This is a genomic window from Mycobacterium sp. DL592, from assembly GCF_011694515.1.
Taxonomy (GTDB): Bacteria; Actinomycetota; Actinomycetes; order Mycobacteriales; family Mycobacteriaceae; genus Mycobacterium.
Genome location: NZ_CP050192.1, coordinates 968866 through 987068 on the forward strand (window position 1 = coordinate 968866; position 18203 = coordinate 987068).

Annotated in this window: 18 protein-coding genes; 9 read left to right on the top strand and 9 right to left on the bottom strand. The window is 66.4% G+C overall.

Annotated features, from left to right (window positions below; translation table 11 throughout):
* The first annotated feature begins 142 nt into the window (after positions 1–142).
* On the top strand, positions 143–2038 hold the full coding sequence (locus HBE64_RS04750; RefSeq protein ID WP_167098363.1) for a glycoside hydrolase family 2 protein: 1896 nt from the start codon (positions 143–145) through the stop codon (positions 2036–2038).
* Between the two features lie 97 nt (positions 2039–2135).
* Positions 2136–2501 (top strand): hypothetical protein, encoded by a 366-nt coding sequence (locus tag HBE64_RS04755; RefSeq protein ID WP_167098366.1) that lies wholly within the window; start codon positions 2136–2138, stop codon positions 2499–2501.
* Positions 2502–2506: 5 nt separating this feature from the next.
* Here HBE64_RS04755 and HBE64_RS04760 read toward each other — a convergent pair whose 3' ends face one another.
* Both HBE64_RS04760 and HBE64_RS04765 read right to left on the bottom strand, forming a co-directional pair.
* On the bottom strand, positions 2507–2929 hold the full coding sequence (locus tag HBE64_RS04760) for an organic hydroperoxide resistance protein (RefSeq protein WP_167098369.1): 423 nt from the start codon (positions 2927–2929) through the stop codon (positions 2507–2509).
* Positions 2930–2933: 4 nt separating this feature from the next.
* Positions 2934–3374: a MarR family winged helix-turn-helix transcriptional regulator gene (locus tag HBE64_RS04765; protein WP_167098372.1), complete on the bottom strand. Its 441-nt coding sequence runs from the start codon at positions 3372–3374 to the stop codon at positions 2934–2936.
* A 93-nt stretch (positions 3375–3467) separates the two neighbouring features.
* Between HBE64_RS04765 and HBE64_RS04770 the strand changes: the two genes are divergently transcribed.
* On the top strand, positions 3468–4919 hold the full coding sequence (locus HBE64_RS04770; RefSeq protein WP_167098375.1) for an alpha-L-fucosidase: 1452 nt from the start codon (positions 3468–3470) through the stop codon (positions 4917–4919).
* Here HBE64_RS04770 and HBE64_RS04775 read toward each other — a convergent pair.
* The 4 genes from HBE64_RS04775 to HBE64_RS04790 all read right to left on the bottom strand — a co-directional run bounded on the left by HBE64_RS04775 (position 4916) and on the right by HBE64_RS04790 (position 9203).
* The gene (locus HBE64_RS04775) at positions 4916–5689 is read right to left on the bottom strand and encodes an amino acid ABC transporter ATP-binding protein (RefSeq protein ID WP_167098378.1); all 774 of its coding nucleotides are present in this window, start codon (positions 5687–5689) and stop codon (positions 4916–4918) included. The two genes, HBE64_RS04770 and HBE64_RS04775, sit on opposite strands and share 4 nt — an antisense overlap.
* The gene (locus HBE64_RS04780) at positions 5686–7164 is read right to left on the bottom strand and encodes an amino acid ABC transporter substrate-binding protein/permease (RefSeq protein ID WP_243841498.1); all 1479 of its coding nucleotides are present in this window, start codon (positions 7162–7164) and stop codon (positions 5686–5688) included. Before HBE64_RS04780 ends, HBE64_RS04775 begins: the two co-directional genes overlap by 4 nt.
* A gap of 115 nt (positions 7165–7279) precedes the next feature.
* Complete coding sequence (locus HBE64_RS04785) at positions 7280–7993, bottom strand: DUF3060 domain-containing protein (RefSeq protein WP_167098381.1); 714 nt, start codon at positions 7991–7993, stop codon at positions 7280–7282.
* A 4-nt stretch (positions 7994–7997) separates the two neighbouring features.
* Positions 7998–9203 carry an alkane 1-monooxygenase gene (locus tag HBE64_RS04790; RefSeq protein WP_167098384.1) on the bottom strand — a complete coding sequence of 402 codons (1206 nt, stop codon included), beginning with the start codon at positions 9201–9203 and terminating at the stop codon, positions 7998–8000.
* 239 nt (positions 9204–9442) lie between these two features.
* On the opposite strand from HBE64_RS04790, the gene HBE64_RS04795 reads away from it, so the two are divergent.
* The 3 genes from HBE64_RS04795 to HBE64_RS04805 all read left to right on the top strand — a co-directional run bounded on the left by HBE64_RS04795 (position 9443) and on the right by HBE64_RS04805 (position 12974).
* On the top strand, positions 9443–10681 hold the full coding sequence (locus HBE64_RS04795; RefSeq protein ID WP_167098388.1) for an MFS transporter: 1239 nt from the start codon (positions 9443–9445) through the stop codon (positions 10679–10681).
* Between the two features lie 48 nt (positions 10682–10729).
* Positions 10730–11377: a superoxide dismutase family protein gene (locus tag HBE64_RS04800; protein WP_167098390.1), complete on the top strand. Its 648-nt coding sequence runs from the start codon at positions 10730–10732 to the stop codon at positions 11375–11377.
* Between the two features lie 517 nt (positions 11378–11894).
* Positions 11895–12974 carry a YncE family protein gene (locus HBE64_RS04805; protein ID WP_167098393.1) on the top strand — a complete coding sequence of 360 codons (1080 nt, stop codon included), beginning with the start codon at positions 11895–11897 and terminating at the stop codon, positions 12972–12974.
* Positions 12975–12984: 10 nt separating this feature from the next.
* Here HBE64_RS04805 and HBE64_RS04810 read toward each other — a convergent pair whose 3' ends face one another.
* On the bottom strand, positions 12985–13308 hold the full coding sequence (locus HBE64_RS04810; RefSeq protein ID WP_167098396.1) for a hypothetical protein: 324 nt from the start codon (positions 13306–13308) through the stop codon (positions 12985–12987).
* A gap of 177 nt (positions 13309–13485) precedes the next feature.
* Between HBE64_RS04810 and HBE64_RS04815 the strand changes: the two genes are divergently transcribed.
* Positions 13486–13722, top strand: coding sequence for a CsbD family protein (locus tag HBE64_RS04815; RefSeq protein ID WP_167098399.1), 237 nt, complete (start codon positions 13486–13488; stop codon positions 13720–13722).
* 48 nt (positions 13723–13770) lie between these two features.
* On the opposite strand, the gene HBE64_RS04820 is transcribed toward HBE64_RS04815, so the two are convergent.
* On the bottom strand, positions 13771–14103 hold the full coding sequence (locus HBE64_RS04820) for a YnfA family protein (protein ID WP_167098402.1): 333 nt from the start codon (positions 14101–14103) through the stop codon (positions 13771–13773).
* A 66-nt stretch (positions 14104–14169) separates the two neighbouring features.
* Between HBE64_RS04820 and HBE64_RS04825 the strand changes: the two genes are divergently transcribed.
* Positions 14170–15795, top strand: a complete 1626-nt coding sequence (locus HBE64_RS04825; protein ID WP_167098405.1) for a long-chain fatty acid--CoA ligase — start codon at positions 14170–14172, stop codon at positions 15793–15795.
* Here HBE64_RS04825 and HBE64_RS04830 read toward each other — a convergent pair.
* The gene (locus tag HBE64_RS04830; RefSeq protein WP_167098408.1) at positions 15792–16982 is read right to left on the bottom strand and encodes a lipid-transfer protein; all 1191 of its coding nucleotides are present in this window, start codon (positions 16980–16982) and stop codon (positions 15792–15794) included. The genes HBE64_RS04825 and HBE64_RS04830 overlap by 4 nt on opposite strands.
* Before the next feature lie 153 nt (positions 16983–17135).
* Between HBE64_RS04830 and HBE64_RS04835 the strand changes: the two genes are divergently transcribed.
* A complete protein-coding gene (locus HBE64_RS04835; protein WP_167098411.1) occupies positions 17136–18194 on the top strand; it encodes a dihydrodipicolinate reductase in 1059 nt (352 codons plus the stop codon).
* The last annotated feature ends 9 nt before the right edge of the window (positions 18195–18203 follow it).

Sequence of the window (18203 nt, forward strand, 5' to 3'; positions counted from 1 at the left end):
TAGGCGGCGAAAAGCCACTGTGCGAAGGCACATTTCGCAAACTGTGGTAATCGGCTCGCCAGGGCGCTACAGTCCCAACGACAATCCGAGCCTGTCGCGGCGGGGGTGCACCGCACGGTTCTTCAGGGTGGGGGATGCAGTCATGTCCGGTGGTTTCGTGCTGTCCTGGATCGGCCGCGTCACGGCCGTGGCAGTGACGGTGCTCGCGGTCGCCGTGACGGGGTACACGCCGGCGAACGCCGCGGTGATGTTCCACCCCAAGCCCGTTCTGCTGCCCACTCCGTGGACGAAACTCGTCGGGCCCGACAACGCCCTGCCCGACTACCCGCGGCCGCAGATGATGCGAAGCGCGTGGCTCAACCTCAACGGAGTGTGGGGCTACACCGGGCGGTCCGTTCGGGACGCGCTGCCGGCGCCACCGTCCCCGGGCGCGTACCGCGAGCAGATCCTGGTGCCCTATCCGCCGGAGTCGGGGCTGTCCGGCATCGCCCGCCACGACGACGAGATGTGGTACCGCAAGGTGTTCACGGTGCCCAGCAGCTGGCGGGGCCGCCACGTGCTGCTGCACTTCGGTGCCGTCGACCAGATCGCCACCGTGTGGGTCAACGGTCAGCAGGTGGCCCACCACGAAGGCGGCTTCACCGAGTTCAGCGCCGACATCACCCGCGCACTGCAGCGGGCGGGTTCGCACGAGATCGTGGTGCGCGCCCAGGATCGCAACGAAGCCAACCCGTTTCCGGTCGGCAAGCAGCGCACCACGCCCAAAGGCCTGTTCTACACCGGCGCCTCGGGTATCTGGCAGACGGTGTGGCTGGAGCCTGTGGGCGCCGCCCACATCGACAAGCTCGACATCACCACCGACCTCACCGGCCTGACCGTCACCTCCCGGACGTCGGGCACCACCGACCAACGAGCGGTGGCGATGGTGTCCGAACGCGGGGGACGGGTGGTGGCGATCGCATCCGGGGCAGCGACGGCGCCGCTGCGCCTGGCGGTGCCGGCGCCGCGCCTGTGGACCCCCGGCGACCCGTACCTCTACAACCTGACGGTGGCACTGGTCAGTCCGGCGGGCAAGGTGCTCGACGCGGTGTCCAGCTATGCCGGCCTGCGGACCATCGGAACCGTGCGCGACGCCAAGGGCCGGCCGCGCATCGCCCTCAACGGGGCGATCACCTTCCTGCACGGCCCGCTGGACCAGGGTTACTGGCCCGACGGCATCTACACCGCACCCACCGACGACGCACTGAAATCAGACCTGCAGCGCATCAAGGACTTCGGGATGAACTTCGTGCGCAAGCACGCCAAGGTCGAGCCGGCGCGCTGGTATTACTGGGCCGACACGCTGGGGTTGCTGGTCTGGCAGGACATGCCGTCGCTGGACGTCTCGCTGGACATCCCGGTCGGTCCGGCACCGGCCCCGGCACCCGCTGCGAAGGCGAACTTCGAGCGGGAACTGCTGGCGATGATCAACCAGTTGCGCAGCGTCACCTCGATCGTCGGCTGGGTGCCGTTCAACGAGGGCTGGGGTGAGTTCGATACCGCCAGGATCGCCAACCTGGTCAAGGCCGCCGACCCGACCCGCATGGTCGACGCCAACAGTGGGGTCAACTGCTGCAAGTCCCGCCGCGACAGCCGCGCCGGTGACATCTACGACGACCACACCTACGTCGGACCCGGACGCACGGCGGTGCCCGGGGATCCCCGGGTGCGCGTCGACGGCGAATACGGCGGGCTGGGTCTGACCCTCGAGCGCAACCGGTGGCCGGGCCGGGCGCAGGCCTACGAGATGGCCCGCCACCCCGAGAAGCTGACCGACCGCTACGTCGCACTCAGCCTGGCACTGGAAGCGGAGGTCCGCCGCGGCGGGCTCTCCGGTGCCATCTACACCCAGACCACCGACGTCGAGAACGAGGTCAATGGGCTCCTGAGCTACGACCGCTGGGTGATCAAGATGCCGATACCGGTTGTCGCCGAACGTAATCGGGCGGTGATCGCCGCGGGCACCCCGGTCACGACCCAGGTGGACGTCCGGCGCTGAACCGGCCGGCCGCGTCGGATCACGCTGATCCGAATTCTGGTGCCGCCGGCCGGTCCGGGGTCTACTGGTCGACCCCGATCCTCAGAGGAGACCCGTGATGTCCGGCTACAACCCCGTCATGCAGAAGGCTCGGTTGGCCGATATCGAATCCGACGTGCACGGGCTCATCTCCAAGCGGACCGCCGAGCTCGACGGCGTCTCGGTCACCGAGGTGACCTTCCACGAGGGCGCCCGCTGGTCCAACGACCTCAAGGACTATGCCGGCACAGAACTGTGCGAGCTGCCCCACGTCGCCGTGGTGACCAGCGGCGCCCTTGCGATCCGGATGGCCGACGGCTCCGAGGACGTCTTCGCCGCCGGGGATGTCATGCTGCTACCGCCGGGGCATGACGCCTGGAGCGTCGGCAATCAGGCGTGCACCTTCATCGAATTCTCCAGGGGCAACGACTACTACGGGCAGTAGGCGCCTCAGTCGTCGCTGACGGTCAGCGTGACGTCGATGTTGCCGCGGGTGGCGTTGGAGTACGGGCACACCTGGTGAGCCTTCTCGGCGAGTGCCACCGCGGTCTCGTGGTCGACGTTCGGCAGGGTGATCTCGAGTTCGACGGCGAGGGTGAACCCGCCGGCGTCGTTGTTGCCGAGCGAAACACGAGCGCCGACTGAGGAATCCGACACATCGGCCTTCTCCTGGCGGGCGACCAGCCGCAGCGCGGAGTGGTAGCAGGCGGCGTACCCGACGGCGAACAGCTGCTCGGGGTTGGTGCCCACCCCGGAACCGCCCATCTCCTTGGGGATGCTCAGGGCGACGTCGACCTTGCCGTCGGAGGTGCGGCCGTGCCCGTCGCGGCCCTCGCCGGTGGCCAGAGCTTCAGCGGTGTAGAGAACGTTCATGTCATTACCCTTCTGATTCAGTGGATAGCACTGCCTCGGACAGGCGCAGCACTGCGTCGCGGAGCGCGACAATCTCGTCGGGGCTCATCTCGGAGACCGTCATCAGCCGCTCGGGTATGCAGGCTGCCTTGTGCCGCAGCCGCTTTCCGGCCGGCGTCAGCACGACGTCGACACGACGCTCGTCATCGGCGGACCGTTGCCGGGTGAGGTATCCGATGGACTCCAGCCGTTTGAGCAACGGCGACAGAGTGCCCGAATCGAGGTGTAGCCGCTCGCAGAGCCGGCCGACGTTGGCATGGCCCTCCTCCCACAGCACCAGCAGAACCAGGTACTGCGGATAGGTGAGGTTGAGCTCAGCCAGCAGCGGCCGATATGCCGCTGTCACTGCGCGAGACGCCGAGTACAGCGCGAAGCACAGTTGATCGTCGAGGCGTGGAGCGGTCACGGCGACAACTATAGGACACAATTAAGTTGTGCACAACCTATAGGGTGCGGGAATCGTCGCCGCAGGTCCCGGACGCGGCGTAGCCTTGGGCCTATGTACTTACCGACCTGGGAGTCCGTCGGCTCACATCCGCTCCCGGACTGGTATGACGACGCCAAACTCGGTGTCTTCCTGCACTGGGGCCTGTACTCGGTCCCCGGGTGGGCGCCTCAGGTCCCTGACATCCAGCAGCTGCTCAAGGAACGAGGGCCCGCAGAGATGTTGCGGGACAACCCCTATGCCGAGTGGTATCTCAACACCAGCCGGATCGAGGGCAGCCCGACCTGGTTTCACCAGCGCGCCACCTACGGACCCGGGGCCACCTACGACGATTTCGTCGAGGCGTTCGACGAGGGCACCGCGACCGCAGACATGGCGGCCATCGCTGCGACGTGCCGCGACGCCGGCGCGCGCTATGTGGTGCTCACCACCAAACACCACGACGGCTTCTGCCTGTGGCCCACCGAGTTGGTGCATCCCCGCAAGGGCCACTACCACGCCAAGCGCGACATCGTCGGCGACCTACGTGCGGCCGTGCTCGACGCCGGCCTGCGGATGGGTCTGTACTACTCGGGCGGCTACGACTGGCCCTACAACGACGCACTGCTGACCAACCCCGCCGATAGCTTCCTGGCCGTCCCGCACAGTCCCGACTACGTCCGCTACGCCACGGCACACGTCCGTGACCTCATCGACCGCTACCAGCCGTCGGTGCTGTGGAACGACATCGGCTGGCCCGCCGGGGGCGACCTCGCCGCGCTGTTCGCCGAGTACTACAACGCGGTGCCCGACGGGGTGATCAACGACCGCTGGATCGAGCCGCCCGCCCACCGTGGCGCCGTCACCGACACGATTGCCCGCATCGGCGGCACTCTGGTGCAACGGTTCTGGTCGGTCATCCCGGAGCAGCGCAAGTCGCTGACCTTCCCGGCGAGCCACCACTACGACATCCGTACCCCCGAGTATGCGCAGTTCGACACGGTCCAGGACAAGAAGTGGGAGTCCACCCGCGGCGTCGGACATTCCTTCGGGGCCAACCGCAATGAGCGTCCTGAGGACATCGTCACGGCCACCGAGCTGGTCCGCTCCTTCGTCGACATCGTCGCGAAGAACGGCAACCTGCTGATCGGCATCGGGCCCGACCAGTACGGCAGGTTCCCTGCCGAGCAGCTCGCACCGCTGCGCGGGCTGGGGCAGTGGCTGGCCGTCAACTGCGAGGCTGTCTTCGGCACCCGGCCGTGTCATCTCGCGCAGACCACCACCACCGAGGGCGGCGCGGTGCGGTTCACCCAGCGCGACGGGGCCGTGTACGCGATCCTGCTGGACGTGTCCGCGCGCGAGTTCGGCATCCGCGGCGTCGCGGCCACCGAGGTGCGGATGCTGGGCCTCGAGGAGCCGATCGAGGCCTCCACGACCGACGGCATGCTGGCAGTGCGACTACCCGAACGTATGCCGATGTCACCGGCTTACGTGCTGAGCCTCGGTTCCGGGGCCCGCAGCGTCTAGAGCACCTTCGACAGGAACTCTTGCAGCCGTGGGCTTTTCGGGCTGTCAAACACCTGTTCGGGGGTGTCGTCCTCGACGATGTTGCCGTCGGCCATGAAGATGACCCGGGAGGCCACCTCGCGGGCGAAGCCCATCTCGTGGGTGACTACCACCATCGTCATGCCACCGAGGGCGAGCTGGCGCAACACCTCCAGCACGTCACCGACCATCTCCGGGTCGAGCGCGCTGGTCGCCTCGTCGAACAACATGATCGAGGGGTCCATCGCCAGCGCCCGGGCGATCGCCACCCGCTGCTTCTGCCCGCCGGACAGTGTGGCCGGTTTGACGTTGGCCTTCTCGGCCAGGCCGACCTGACCGAGCAGCTGCATCGCCTTCTTCTCCGCGGCGGCCTTGTCCATCTTCTTGGTCACCAGCGGTGCCAGGGTGACGTTCTGCAGCACCGTCATGTGCGGGAACAGGTTGAAGTGCTGGAACACCATGCCGATGTGCTGACGCACCTTGTCCAGGTCGACCTTGGGATCAGTGAGGTCGAAGTGGTCGACCACCACCTTGCCCGCGGTGATGTCCTCCAGCTTGTTGAGGCAGCGCAGGAACGTCGACTTACCTGAGCCCGACGGCCCGATGACGCACACCACCTCGCCCTGTTTGATGTCGGTGGTGATGCCGTCGAGCACCACCAACTCACCGAACGACTTCTTGAGGTTTTCGATCTGAATCTTCACGGTGCCTGCCGGTTCGGCGGCGGCGGCCTCGGGAACGAGCTCGGTCATTTCACGATCCTTTTCTCGAGGCGATCCGAGAGTTTGGTCAACGCCATGATGACGATGAAGTAGATGATGCCGATGATCAGCCACATCTCGAACGACTTGTAGTTGCCCGCGATGATGATCCGCCCGGTCTGGGTCAACTCCGCGATGCCGATCACCGACAGGATCGAGGTGTCCTTCAGCGTGATCACGAACTGGTTGATGTAGGACGGAATCATGGTCCGGATCGCCTGCGGCAGAATCACTTTCCGCATCGTCGGCAGATAGCCGATGCCGAGACTGCGAGCGGCCTCCATCTGGCCTTTGTCCACCGATTGGATACCGCCACGCACGATCTCGGTCATGTAGGCACCGGCGTTGAGCGACAGCGTAATGATGCCCGCCGTCAGCGCACTCATCTGGAACCCGAGCGCCGAGGGAATGCCGAAGTAGATGAAGAACGCCTGCACCAGCAGAGGTGTGCCGCGGAAGACGTCGACGAACGTGGTGCCGATCGCCCGCAGCCAGATCGCCCGCGACACTCGGAACAGGCCGAAGATGATCCCGAGCACCAGGGCGATCGCGATCGAGACGACCGTCAGGATGACGGTCATCTTCAGCCCCTGCAGCAGCAAGGGGTAGGTGCTCTTGATCAGGCCGAGGTACGAGGTGTCGTCGGTGTTGGCCTTCTCGCTGAGGTAGGTGTTGACGATCTGGTCGTAGCGGCCGGACTTCTTGAGGTTGTCCAGCCCGGCGTTGAACTTTTTGAGCAGGTCAGCGTTGCGCCCCTTGTTCACGGCGAACCCGTAACCGGTGGGGTCCTGCTTGGGCCCCACGGTCTTGAACCCGCTGCCCTGCGCGATGTTGTACAGCAGCACCGGATAGTCCTCGAATACGGCCTGCGAGTTGCCGGTCTTCACCTCGTCGAACATCGAGGACGAGTCCGCGAACGAGACGACCTGGAAGCCGTACTTGTCCTTGATGGAATTGGCGAACGTCGCACCCTGGGTGCCGTTCTTGACCGCCACCTTCTTGCCGCGCAGATCGTCATAGGACTTGATGTCGTCGTTGGTCTTCAGCACCGCCATCTGGATGCCGGACTCGAAGTAGGGCTCGGAGAAGTCGAACACCTGCTTGCGCTTGTCGGTGATGGACATGCCGGCGATAACGCCGTCGACCTGATTGGCTTGGACGGCTTGCAGTGCGGCGTCGAAGCCCAGAGGCTTGATGTCGACCTTGAACTTCTGATCCTCGGCGATGGCGCGGATGAGGTCCATGTCGATGCCGACGAAATTGCCCTGCTTGTCCTGGAATTCGAAGGGCGCGAAGGTGGTGTCGGTGGCGATCAGATACGTCTCGCCGTCGGCCGCTGCCCTTCCGGGCGTGAGCAGTGCGGTACCGGCCACGGTGACGAACAGGGCTGCCGCCAGCGCGATGAGAGCGCGGGCCCGGCTCGCTCGACATCGACTCAGGCTGCGCCGTAACCTTGCGGCTCCCATGTGTTGGCCTCCCTGCGTGTGCGTGTTTAGGCGCAGTTCACGCTAGTGGCCTGGCGGTGCTCCTGCTGTGCAACTGCGACACTCACCCGATCTACGGGAGCGTCAATAACTGGGGTCAGCCTTGACCGACGACGTTGTCGAAGCCGGACTTGTCCACGGTGGGCGAGCCGGAGCGATAGGTGACCTTGTTCTCGATTCCGGACGCGTTGATGACATCGGTGGATTCGACGGTCACGGTGTTGTTCATCCCGGAGACCTCCACCCGGGTGCAGTGCCCGGTGATCACCACGGTGTTCTCCACCCCGCTGATCGACACCGGGTTGTCACTGCACGCGATGGTCTTGTTCTCCTGGATGCCCGAGACATTGACGGTCGCCCCGGGTGCCGCGGTCTCGACGGTGCCGGCCGTGGTGGGGGCTCCAGGCTTTTCGGGTTCGGCGGTCGGACTGGGGTTTTCCGGCCGGGTGGTCGGGCTGAACGGCCCCCCACCCCCGGAGATGCGCGGCGTCGTCGGCGTCGACGTGACCGTCTTGGTCGCGAACATCGAGGTCATTGCGATGACGCCGCCACCGATCACAAGGCCAACCACCAAGAGCCCCAACACAATCCAGCCGACCTTCATCCCGGCCGACGACGGCGGCTGCACGGGAGGAGTCGGGATCGGCGGGCCGTAATACCCCGGCGGCGGAGGCGGCGGCATCGGCGGGGGCGCCCACGCGGGGGGCTGCTGACCCATCGGCGTGGTGCCCAGTTCCACCGGGCCCGCCCCGCCGGTCAACGGGCGCTCGAGTTCCTGAATCCGCTTCTCGGGATCGTCTTCGGGGTTCATGGCCTCAACTGTCGAGCGCGTGAGCGGCCAGCTGCCGCTCCACTGAAGCCTCATTGTGAGCCATCAGTGGATGATTCGGCGGCAAAGCCGCCAGCCGGACGTCACCGCCGTAGTGCGCGATCACACGGTGGTCCATCACCCGGCGCCACAGCGGCGGCACCAGCGTCAGCGGAAGCATCGCCGCGTAACCGGCGGGCAGCTCCGGCGCTTCGTCGAAGTGCCGCAGCGCCTGATAGGGCCGCATCGGGTTGGCGTGGTGGTCGGAGTGCCGCGGCAGGTGGAACAGGAACAGGTTGGACAGCACGCTGTTGCTGTTCCAGCTGTGCGCGGGCCGCACCCGTTCGTAGCGGCCGTCGGGCAGCTTCTGCCTGCGCAGGCCGTAATGCTCCATGTAGTTGACCATCTCGAGCAGGCAGATACCCACCAATGCCTGACCGAACAGCCACGGCAGCACGACGGGGCCGAACCAGACGGCCAAGCCCGCGTAGAGCACCACGCTCATCGGCCAGGCGCGCAGCACCTCGTTGTGCCAGGACCACGGTGACTCGCCATGCCGGGCCAGGCGTCTGGCCTCCAGCCGCCACGCCGTCTGCACTCGGCCGGCCACCGAGCGCGGTAGGAACCGATAGAAGCTTTCGCCGAACCAGGAACTGGTCGGATCCTCGGGAGTCGCGACCCGCACGTGGTGGCCGTGGTTGTGCTCGACGGGGAAGTGGCCGTACCAGCATTGGGCGAGCGCGATCTTGCTCAGCCGCTTCTCGGTGCGCTCGCTGGTGTGCCCGATCTCGTGGGCGACGTTGATGGCGCACCCGCCGACGATGCCGACCGCCAGCATCAGCCCCAGCTTGTCCAGCCAGCTCATCGACAGCCAGCCGCCGCCCGCCCACAGCCAGCACGCGAACGCCAGCGACAGATACTGGCATGGCAGATAGAGGTATGTCGCCCAGCGGTAGAACCGGTCTTTCTCCAGCGACAGCAGCGCACCGTCGGAGGGCCCCTTGCTGTCGGCGCCGCCGAGGTAGTCCAGCAGCGGGCCGATCCCGAAGACCAGCACCAGCCCCAGCCACCAGAAGGCGGGGCTTCCGATGAAGAACACGCACAGCCATGACAGCCCGACCATCCCCGGCATGATCGTGCTGAACAACCACAGATAGCGCTTGCGATCTCGCCAATGAGGCACCGCGGCAGTAGAGGACGCCGGTGAGGCCATGGTGAGTGTTTACCGTTTCGAGACCAAGACCGCAAACGATCGGTGAATTGCCACCACCGCGTGTCGGCGACAGGTTGGTCATACCTGGGCGACGCCCGACCGCGGTCCCGACGCAGGCGGTGCAGCCGTCGTGGTGTTGCCTTGTCTGCGCTGAGCAACGAAGGCGCCCGCACTCCGCCCGGCTGCGCCGCCGAACAGGTATCTTCCCTGTCGGAAGTTTCCCTAGTCGTGGGGGTCACATGGCTGAGGTGACCGCGGACCGCACTCCCGGTCGTGCCTATCGGACGCTGCTGACCCAGGGCACGCTCTACACCACCGGCACCCAGCTGGCCAACGTCTCGGTGGTGCTGCCGTTCATCTGTGCCCAGCAGGGTTACTTCTGGGCGGCCGGGCTGCTCTACCCGGCCTATAGCATCGGCATCGTCATCGGGAACTCGCTGTCACCCTATGTTCTGCAGCGCGCACGGCACCTCAAGCATCTCGTCATCGCCACCACCACCGGACTGATGGCCACCCTGGTGGCGATCAGTGCCGTCTCGGCGTGGACCCGGTTGTTCATCGCCGGCATCTTCCTGTCGGTGTCGCTGGCCACCGGCGTGGTGGCGGGTATCTCGAAAGTGGCCTACTCCGAGGTCGTTTCGAGCAAGCTCGAGGATCACCGGCGCAGCGACCTGGTGCTCACCCAGGGTGCGATCGGTGCGATCGGCGCCATCGCCACCACATTGATGCTGCTGCCGTTCCTGGCCCAACGCGATCCCGACCACAGCCGCCTGGACGTGCTGTGGCTGGGTGCTTCGGGTCTGGTGGCCGCCGCGATCGCGGCGCTGTTCATCGGCCCGGTCCAGGCGTCCGCCGACCAGCGGGTGACCTTCGCCGACACCTACCGCGACGGCATGCGGGCCGCGAAGTCCGAATCCTGGTTCCGCCGTTACGCGCTGATTCAGCTGGTATTCGTCCCGGTCAGCCTGGGCACGTCCTTCTACAGCATCCATGCCTCGGTTAACCACAGCGATACCGCGGGGAGTCTGCACGTGCTGGTCATCTCCTCCAGCGTCGGCATGGTCGTGGGGTCGCTCTTCTGGCGCTTCGTCAGCCGGACCCTGGGCGTACGGGGGATGCTCATCAACAGTGCACTGCTGGGCACCGCGGCGGCGGCGATCTGCGTGGTGATGGAGTACCGCGACGACCTGAACCACATCTGGATCTACGGCATCGTGTTCATCCTGGCGACCATGGCCAACCAGGCGATCTTCAGTGCGGGCCTGGCCTGGGTCGGTGCGTACGCCGCCGACCACAACCGGGCGACGCTGATCGGATTCGGCTCCCTGCTGATCGCGGTGGAGTCCTCGATCCTGGGTGCCGCGCTTGGGGCCGTCGCCCAGAATGCCGCGGTGGTCGGACCGATCCTCACTCTCCTGGTGCTCAATGTCGGCGCCGGGGTGGCGGCGGTCGTCGTCGCGCCGTCGGGACGCGGTTGACGGCGCTTTCACAGTTTGCGTCCCAGCTGCCGCGGGTAGGCTCGCCAGATGTTGACACCTGTACGCGTCGGCGCTGCCGCGTTCCTCCTGCCCATCGCGTTCGTCACGGCCTGCTCGTCGAATGGGTCCACCAACCAGGCGACTTCGTCGACCACCTCCGGTACGGCCGCGGCAGGCGCGGAAAGCATTGTGACGCAACTGAAGACGCCGGATGGCACCCCGGTGGCCAACGCCACCTTCGACTTCTCGAACGGCTATGCCACGATCACGGTCGAGACCATCGCGGGCGGCATTCTGACACCCGGCTTCCACGGGCTGCACATCCACGCGGTGGGCAAGTGTGAGCCGAACTCGGTGGCACCCAGCGGCGGCGCGCCGGGCAACTTCAACTCCGCGGGCGGGCACTTCCAGGTCAGTGGCCACACCAGTCATCCCGCCAGCGGCGACCTGACCTCACTTCAGGTCCGTCCGGACGGCTCGGCCAAGCTGATCACCACCACCGCGGCCTTCACCAAGGCGGATCTGACCGGGCCGCAGGGCACCGCCCTGATGATCCACGAGGGTGCGGACAACTTCGCCAACATCCCGCCGCGCTATACCGTCGACGGCAAGCCCGGGCCCGACGAGCAGACGATGGCCACCGGTGACGCCGGCAAGCGGGTGGCGTGCGCGGTGATCAGCCCGGCGAAGAGCTGAGCCGCACCTGCACCAGCAGGCACTGTGACCTACGCCACTGGCGAAGTATCGAGACGCGCTCACTAAGCGCCGCGAGCAGCGAACATCCGGCTTGTTCGCAGGCGCATCGCCGGCCATTGTGGCGTAGCACACCCTCAATCGAACGCCCTTATTAAGGGATTCTCTTAAGAATTTAGACATCACTGAGGCATTGTGATGTTGGCAACTTTCGCCTGAAGACCGGTGAGAATTTCTTAGCTAGCGCGTTATCCGGCGCCCACTGTTGAATGAAATGCAGTACCTATCAACCCAGTTCAGATGCGTTTTCTGGCATGAATTCATGTTCTACAACAAATTGATAACGATCGCTGGCTTAACGGCACCTGAGACCATCGCGACGGATGTGAATTCGGGACGAAATAACGGAAATTCTGGGTTAACTACCTCGGTAGACTCAACGCAAGCCGACGCCGCCTGGCGTCACACGCACGCTCACTACGAAATTCAGCCCCATCGGGGCTGTCGGAGGAACGAGATCATGGCAAACACGTCAGCAGTCGCAGAACGGGTCGCCGCAGCACATTCCCTCTGGCTGTCGACGCTGCCCACGATCCGGCGTGCACCCAGTGGCGAGCTGCTTCCCGTGTTGTTCGAGGAAGCCCAGCTCGAGCCCGTCACCGCCCCGATGGTCACCGCCGCCGGAACCGTGGCCGCCGCCAACGGCCCGGTAAGTGACATGGCGGTCAGCCCCGACGGCCGGCGCCTGGTCGTCGCGCACTACGGCGCCGACGTGGTGTCGATCATCGACACCGCCAGCATGTCGGTGACCGCCACCGTCCACGGCGTCACCGAGCCGTACTCGGTGGTGGTGGCCGACCGCGCCTACGTCACCTCGGCCTCCACCGAGGACGATGCGATTGTGGCGATCGACACCGCGACGGCCGTCCCGTTCGCCGCCAAGAACCTCGAGATGGCCGCACGCGGCCTGGCCGTCAGCCCGGCCGGTGACGTCCTCTACGTCGCCCGCATCGGTGATGATCGTGCCGACGTCGCCGTCGTCGACGTCGAGACCGGTGCCCTTCGCACCGTCGCGGTCTCGGCCGTTGCAGGGGCGTCCGTCGAGGCTCTGCACCTCAGCGCCGACGGCACCCGCCTGTTCGTCGCCCTGACCACCGTGTCCGGCGGCAGCCTTGTCGTCGTCGACACCAAGCGCTGCTCGGTGCTGCGCACCGTCGCGCTCGGCGGCTCCATCGGTGAGATCGCCGCACATCCCAACGGGCGCAAGGTTTTCGCCACCGGGTGGGACGTCGAGCTGGGCAGTGTCATCAACGTGATCGACGTGGCCGCCGGCCGTGTTGTCGACACCGTCGCGGTGCGCGGAATCGCCACCTCGCTGGTGCTCGCCCACAACGGTGACCTGGCCTACTTCGTCGACCGCGACGACATCGCCGTGATGTGCACCGTCACCCACGAGATCGTCGACCACATCGCGGTCGGCGGGGCGCTGGCCTGCCTGGCCGCCGGCTCCGATGGCCGGCTGTACGCAGCCGACTACGCCGGTGCGATCACCGCGCTTCAGGTCGGCTCGACCACCGACGCGGCGCTGCTCGCCTCCTGACCGGGAGGCGTCAGCCGCGGCCGGTGCAGTCCAGCGACACCGAGATCGTCTGGCTGGTCACCACCGGCACCAAAACGTTGGAGTTGCCCCTGCCGATCGTGGGCCCGACGTAGGGAACCCACTGCGTCACCGTCTGCGGATTGCGCACACTGGTGACCACACACTGTGACATCGGCCCCGTGCCAATCCGGTCGATGTTGACGGTGTAGCCCTGCTGCTGCAGCTGACTGATGGTCTGCTGCGCCGAGGTGTCGTCCGCCCACGCGGTCGCCGCGGGTCCGGCGATGATTGCGCCTGCTGCCGCGACAGCGGCCAGCATCCATGTAGTGCGCATTCGCGCGTCCTCCTTCTGACGACCCCCAATGATCCTCTTCCTGTATCGCTCGCGCCGACCGAAATGTTGCAGCGCGTTTAGGGCACTGCCTGCCGGGAAGACACGGAGTGGGGCGGTTGACGGTCAACGGCGACACAGGCGCCCCATCCAGCACATCGTTCACATCGAGGAGGCCCCATGGCAGACAACAACAGTGGACCCGCAGAGGGCATCAAGGGCGTCGTCGAGGACGTCAAGGGCAAGGCCAAGGAAGCGGTCGGCACGGTCACCGGCCGCGACGACCTGACCGAAGAGGGCAAGGCCCAGCAGGACAAGGCCGAAGCCCAGCGCGACGCAGCGGCGAAAGAGGCCGAAGCGGAGAAGGCCCGCGCCGAAGCCAAAGCCGAAGAGCAGCGCCAGAAATCCCACCAGTAGACCCTGTGGTGGTAGCGGGCCCGGCCGATTGTGCGGCCGGGCTCGTTGTCATCGCCGAGGCGCGTACATGATCAGGCCGACCCCGAGCAGGCACACCGCCGAACCCGCCACATCCCAGCGGTCCGGGCGGAAGCCGTCGGCGGCCATGCCCCACAGCAGCGAGCCGGCCACGAACACCCCGCCGTAGGCGGCCAGGATCCGGCCGAAGTTCGCGTCCGGCTGCAGCGTCGCGACAAACCCGTAGGCACCCAACGCGATCACACCGAAGCCCACCCACAGCCAGCCGCGGTGCTCGCGGACCCCCTGCCACACCAGCCAGGCGCCCCCGATCTCGAGCAGGGCGGCGGCGACGAACAACAGGATCGACTTGGCGACAGTCATGACGTCAGCATCGCATCTCGCAGGATCCCGGCCTGCCGGCCGAACGGCGCCACTAACCTAGGCGCCATGGACAGCACCATGCAGCAGTTCTCGTTGACCGTCTCGGCCATCCTGCGTTACGCCGTCAACGTCCACGGGGACCGGACCGTCACGACGGCCACCGGCGGCGGCTACCGCCACGCCACCTACCGCGAGGTCGGCAGCCGGGCCGCGCAGCTGGCCAATGCGCTGCGCCGGCTGGGCGTCGAGGGTGACGACCGGGTCGCGACCTTCATGTGGAACAACCAGGAACACCTGGAGGCCTACGTCGCGGTGCCGTCGATGGGGGCGGTGCTACACACCCTCAACATCCGGTTGTTCCCCGAGCAGATCGAATTCGTGGCCTACGAGGCCGAGGACAAGGTCGTCATCGCCGACCTGTCGCTGGCACCCATCCTGGCCCCGGTGCTGCCGAAGATGGAGACGGTGCACACCGTGATCGCGGTCGGCGAGGGCGATCTCGAGCCGTTCGAACGCTCAGGTAAGAAGGTCGTTCGCTATGAGGACGTCACCGCCGCCGAGTCCGAGGAGTTCGACTGGCCCGAAATCGACGAGAACTCCGCTGCGGCAATGTGTTACACCAGCGGCACCACCGGGCATCCCAAAGGGGTGGTGTACGGCCACCGGTCGAGCTATCTGCACTCGATGGCGGTGTGCAGTGGCAACGGGATGGCACTGAGCTTCTCGGACAAGGCGTTCCCGATCGTGCCGATGTTCCATGCCAACGCCTGGGGCTTGCCGTACGCGGCACTGATGGCCGGTGCCGACATCGTGCTGCCGGACCGGTTCATGGACGCCAAATCGCTGGTGAACCTCATCGAGACGCAGCGGCCCACTGTCGCCGGAGCCGTTCCGACGATCTGGAACGACGTGATGAACTACCTGGATCGCGAACCCGGACATGATATTTCGTCGCTGCGGCTGGTGGCTTGCGGCGGGTCGGCGGTTCCGGTGTCGCTGATGAAGACCTTCGAGGAGAAGTACGGTGTGCAGATCCGGCAGCTGTGGGGGATGACCGAGACCTCGCCGATGGCCACCCTGGCCTGGCCGGCGCCGGGTACCCCCGAGGACAAGGTGTGGGAGATCCGCGGCACCCAGGGCAGGCCGATGTGCGGTGTGGAAGCCCGCATCGTCGACGACGAGGGTGGCGCACTGCCGAACGACGGCGAATCCGTCGGTGAACTGGAAGTCCGCGGGCCGTGGATCACCGGGTCGTACTACCGCAACACCGACGAGTCGAAGTTCGAGTCGGGCTGGCTGCGCACCGGCGACGTCGGGCGCATCGACACGCAGGGCTACATCACGTTGACCGATCGCGCCAAGGACGTCATCAAGTCCGGCGGTGAGTGGATCTCCTCAGTGGAGCTGGAGAACCACCTCATCGGGCATCCGGCCGTCCGGGAGGCGGCGGTGGTCGGGGTTCCCGACGACCGCTGGCAGGAGCGGCCGCTGGCTGCCGTCGTGCTACAGGAGGACGCCAAGGTCAGTCCTGCGGAGCTGCGGGACTACCTGGCGGACAAGGTCGTTCGGTGGTGGCTGCCGGAACGGTGGACGTTCGTCGACGAGATCCCGCGCACTAGCGTGGGCAAGTACGACAAGAAGACCATTCGCTCGCGGCACGCCGAGAACGCTTACGAGGTCGTCACCCTCTAGCGCTCGGCGCGCTGGTAGGCGGTGACGACGGCCGCTCCGCCGAGGCCGATGTTGTGCTGCAGCGCGGCGGTGACGTTGTCGACCTGCCGCTTGTCGGCGGTGCCGCGCAGTTGCCAGGTCAGCTCGCTGCACTGGGCCAGGCCCGTCGCGCCCAGCGGATGACCTTTGGAGATCAGCCCGCCCGACGGGTTGACCACCCAGCGACCGCCGTAGGTGGTGTCGCCGGCGTCGATCAGCTTGGGCGCCTCGCCCTCGCCGCACAGGCCCAGGGCTTCATACAGCAGCAGCTCGTTGGCCGAGAAGCAGTCGTGCAACTCGATGACCTGGAAGTCCTCCGGGCCGAGCCCGCTCTGGTCGTAAACCTTGTGGGCGGCTTGAACGTTCATGTCGTAGCCGATGATGTTCTTTGCCGAGCCGTCGAAGGTGGAGGCGAAGTCGGTGGTCATCGCCTGGCCGACGATCTCCACGGCCTGGCCGGCCAGCCCGTGCTCGTCGACGAAGCGCTCCGAGGCCAGCACCACCGCACCCGAGCCGTCCGAGGTCGGCGAGCACTGCAGCTTGGTCAGCGGATCGGAGATCATCTTGGCCGCCAGGATGTCCTCGAGGCTGTACTCGTCCTGGAACTGGGCGTAGGGGTTGTTCACCGAGTGCTTGTGGTTCTTGTAGCCGATCTTGGCGAAATGCTCTGCGGTGGCGCCGTATTCGCGCATGTACTCGCGGCCGGCCGCGCCGAACATCCACGGTGCGACGGGAAAGGCGAACTCGTCGATCTCGGCGAGCGCCTTGACGTGGCGGCCCAGCGGGGTCTCGCGGTCATCCGAGCCGCCGCCGAGGGAGCCCGGCTTCATCTTCTCGAAGCCCAGCGCCAGCACGCAGTCCGACAACCCGCCGCGGATGGACTGGGCACCCAGGAACAGGGCGGTCGAACCCGTCGAACAGTTGTTGTTGACGTTGACGATCGGGATGCCCGTCATGCCGAGCTCGTAGAGCGCGCGCTGACCGGAGGTGGAGTCACCGGAGCAGTAGCCGACGAAGCCCTGCTCGATCAGGCTGTAATCGATCCCGGCGTCGGCCAGCGCCTTGGTGCCCGACTCGCGGGCCATGTCCGGGTAGTCCCAGCCCTGCCGGCTGCCCGGCTTCTCGAACTTGGTCATTCCGACCCCGACGACATACACCTTGTCCGGCATGCGTGATTCCTTACCTTCTCCTGGACCCACCCCACGCCGAGCAGGCGCAAAATCGCATACCGGAGGCCGGAATTGTGCGAGTTTGCGCCTGCTCGCGAGCAGGTCGTGTACATGTAGTTGTAACACGTTCTAGTTTGCCGCGGAGGGACACCAATGGCGTTGCGAGTCATCCAGTGGGCAACCGGGTCGGTCGGGGTGGCCGCCATCAAGGGCGTGCTCGAGCACCCCGACCTCGAACTCGTCGGCTGCTGGGTGCACTCCGAAGACAAAGCCGGCAAGGACGTCGGCGATATCATCGGCACCGCACCCCTCGGCGTCACCGCCACCGGCAGCATCGACGACATCCTCGCGCTGGACGCCGACGCGGTGATCTACGCCCCGCTGCTGCCCAACGTCGACGAGGTCACCGCCCTGCTGCGCTCCGGCAAGAACGTCGTCAGCCCGCTGGGCTGGTTCTATCCCAGCGAGTCGGAGGCCGGGCCGCTGGAGGCCGCGGCCCGCGACGGCAACGTCACCCTGCACGGCGCCGGGATCGGACCGGGCGCGGCCACCGAACTGTTCCCGCTGCTGCTGTCGGTGATGTCCACCGGGGTGACGTTCGTGCGCGCCGAGGAGTTCTCCGATCTGCGCACCTACGGCGCCCCCGATGTGCTGCGCCATGTGATGGGATTCGGCGGCACCCCCGAGAGCGCGCTGAGCGGCCCCATGCAGAAACTGCTCAACGGCGGCTTTTTCCAATCGGTGCGCCTGATCGTCGACCGGCTCGGTTTCGCCGCCGAGCCGATGATCCGCACCCATCAGGAGATCGCCGTCGCGACCGCCCCGATCGACAGCCCGCTGGGCGTCATCGAACCGGGCCAGGTGGCCGGCCGGCGGTTCCACTGGGATGCCGTGGTAACCCAGAAACTGGTCGTGCGGATCACCGTCAACTGGTACATGGGTGAGGAAAACCTCGACCCCGCATGGACTTTCGGCCCCGCCGGAGAACGCTACGAGATCGAGGTACGAGGCAATCCCAACACCTTCGTCACCATCAAGGGCTGGCAGCCCGAGAGCGTCGAGGAAGGCCTGAAGAGCAACCCGGGCGTGGTGGCCACCGCCGCGCACTGCGTCAACTCCATCCCGGCGACTTGCGCAGCCGAGCCCGGTATCGCCGGGTTCTTCGACCTGCCGCCGATCACCGGGCGCGCTGCTCCCTATCTGAGCCGCTGAAACTTCACT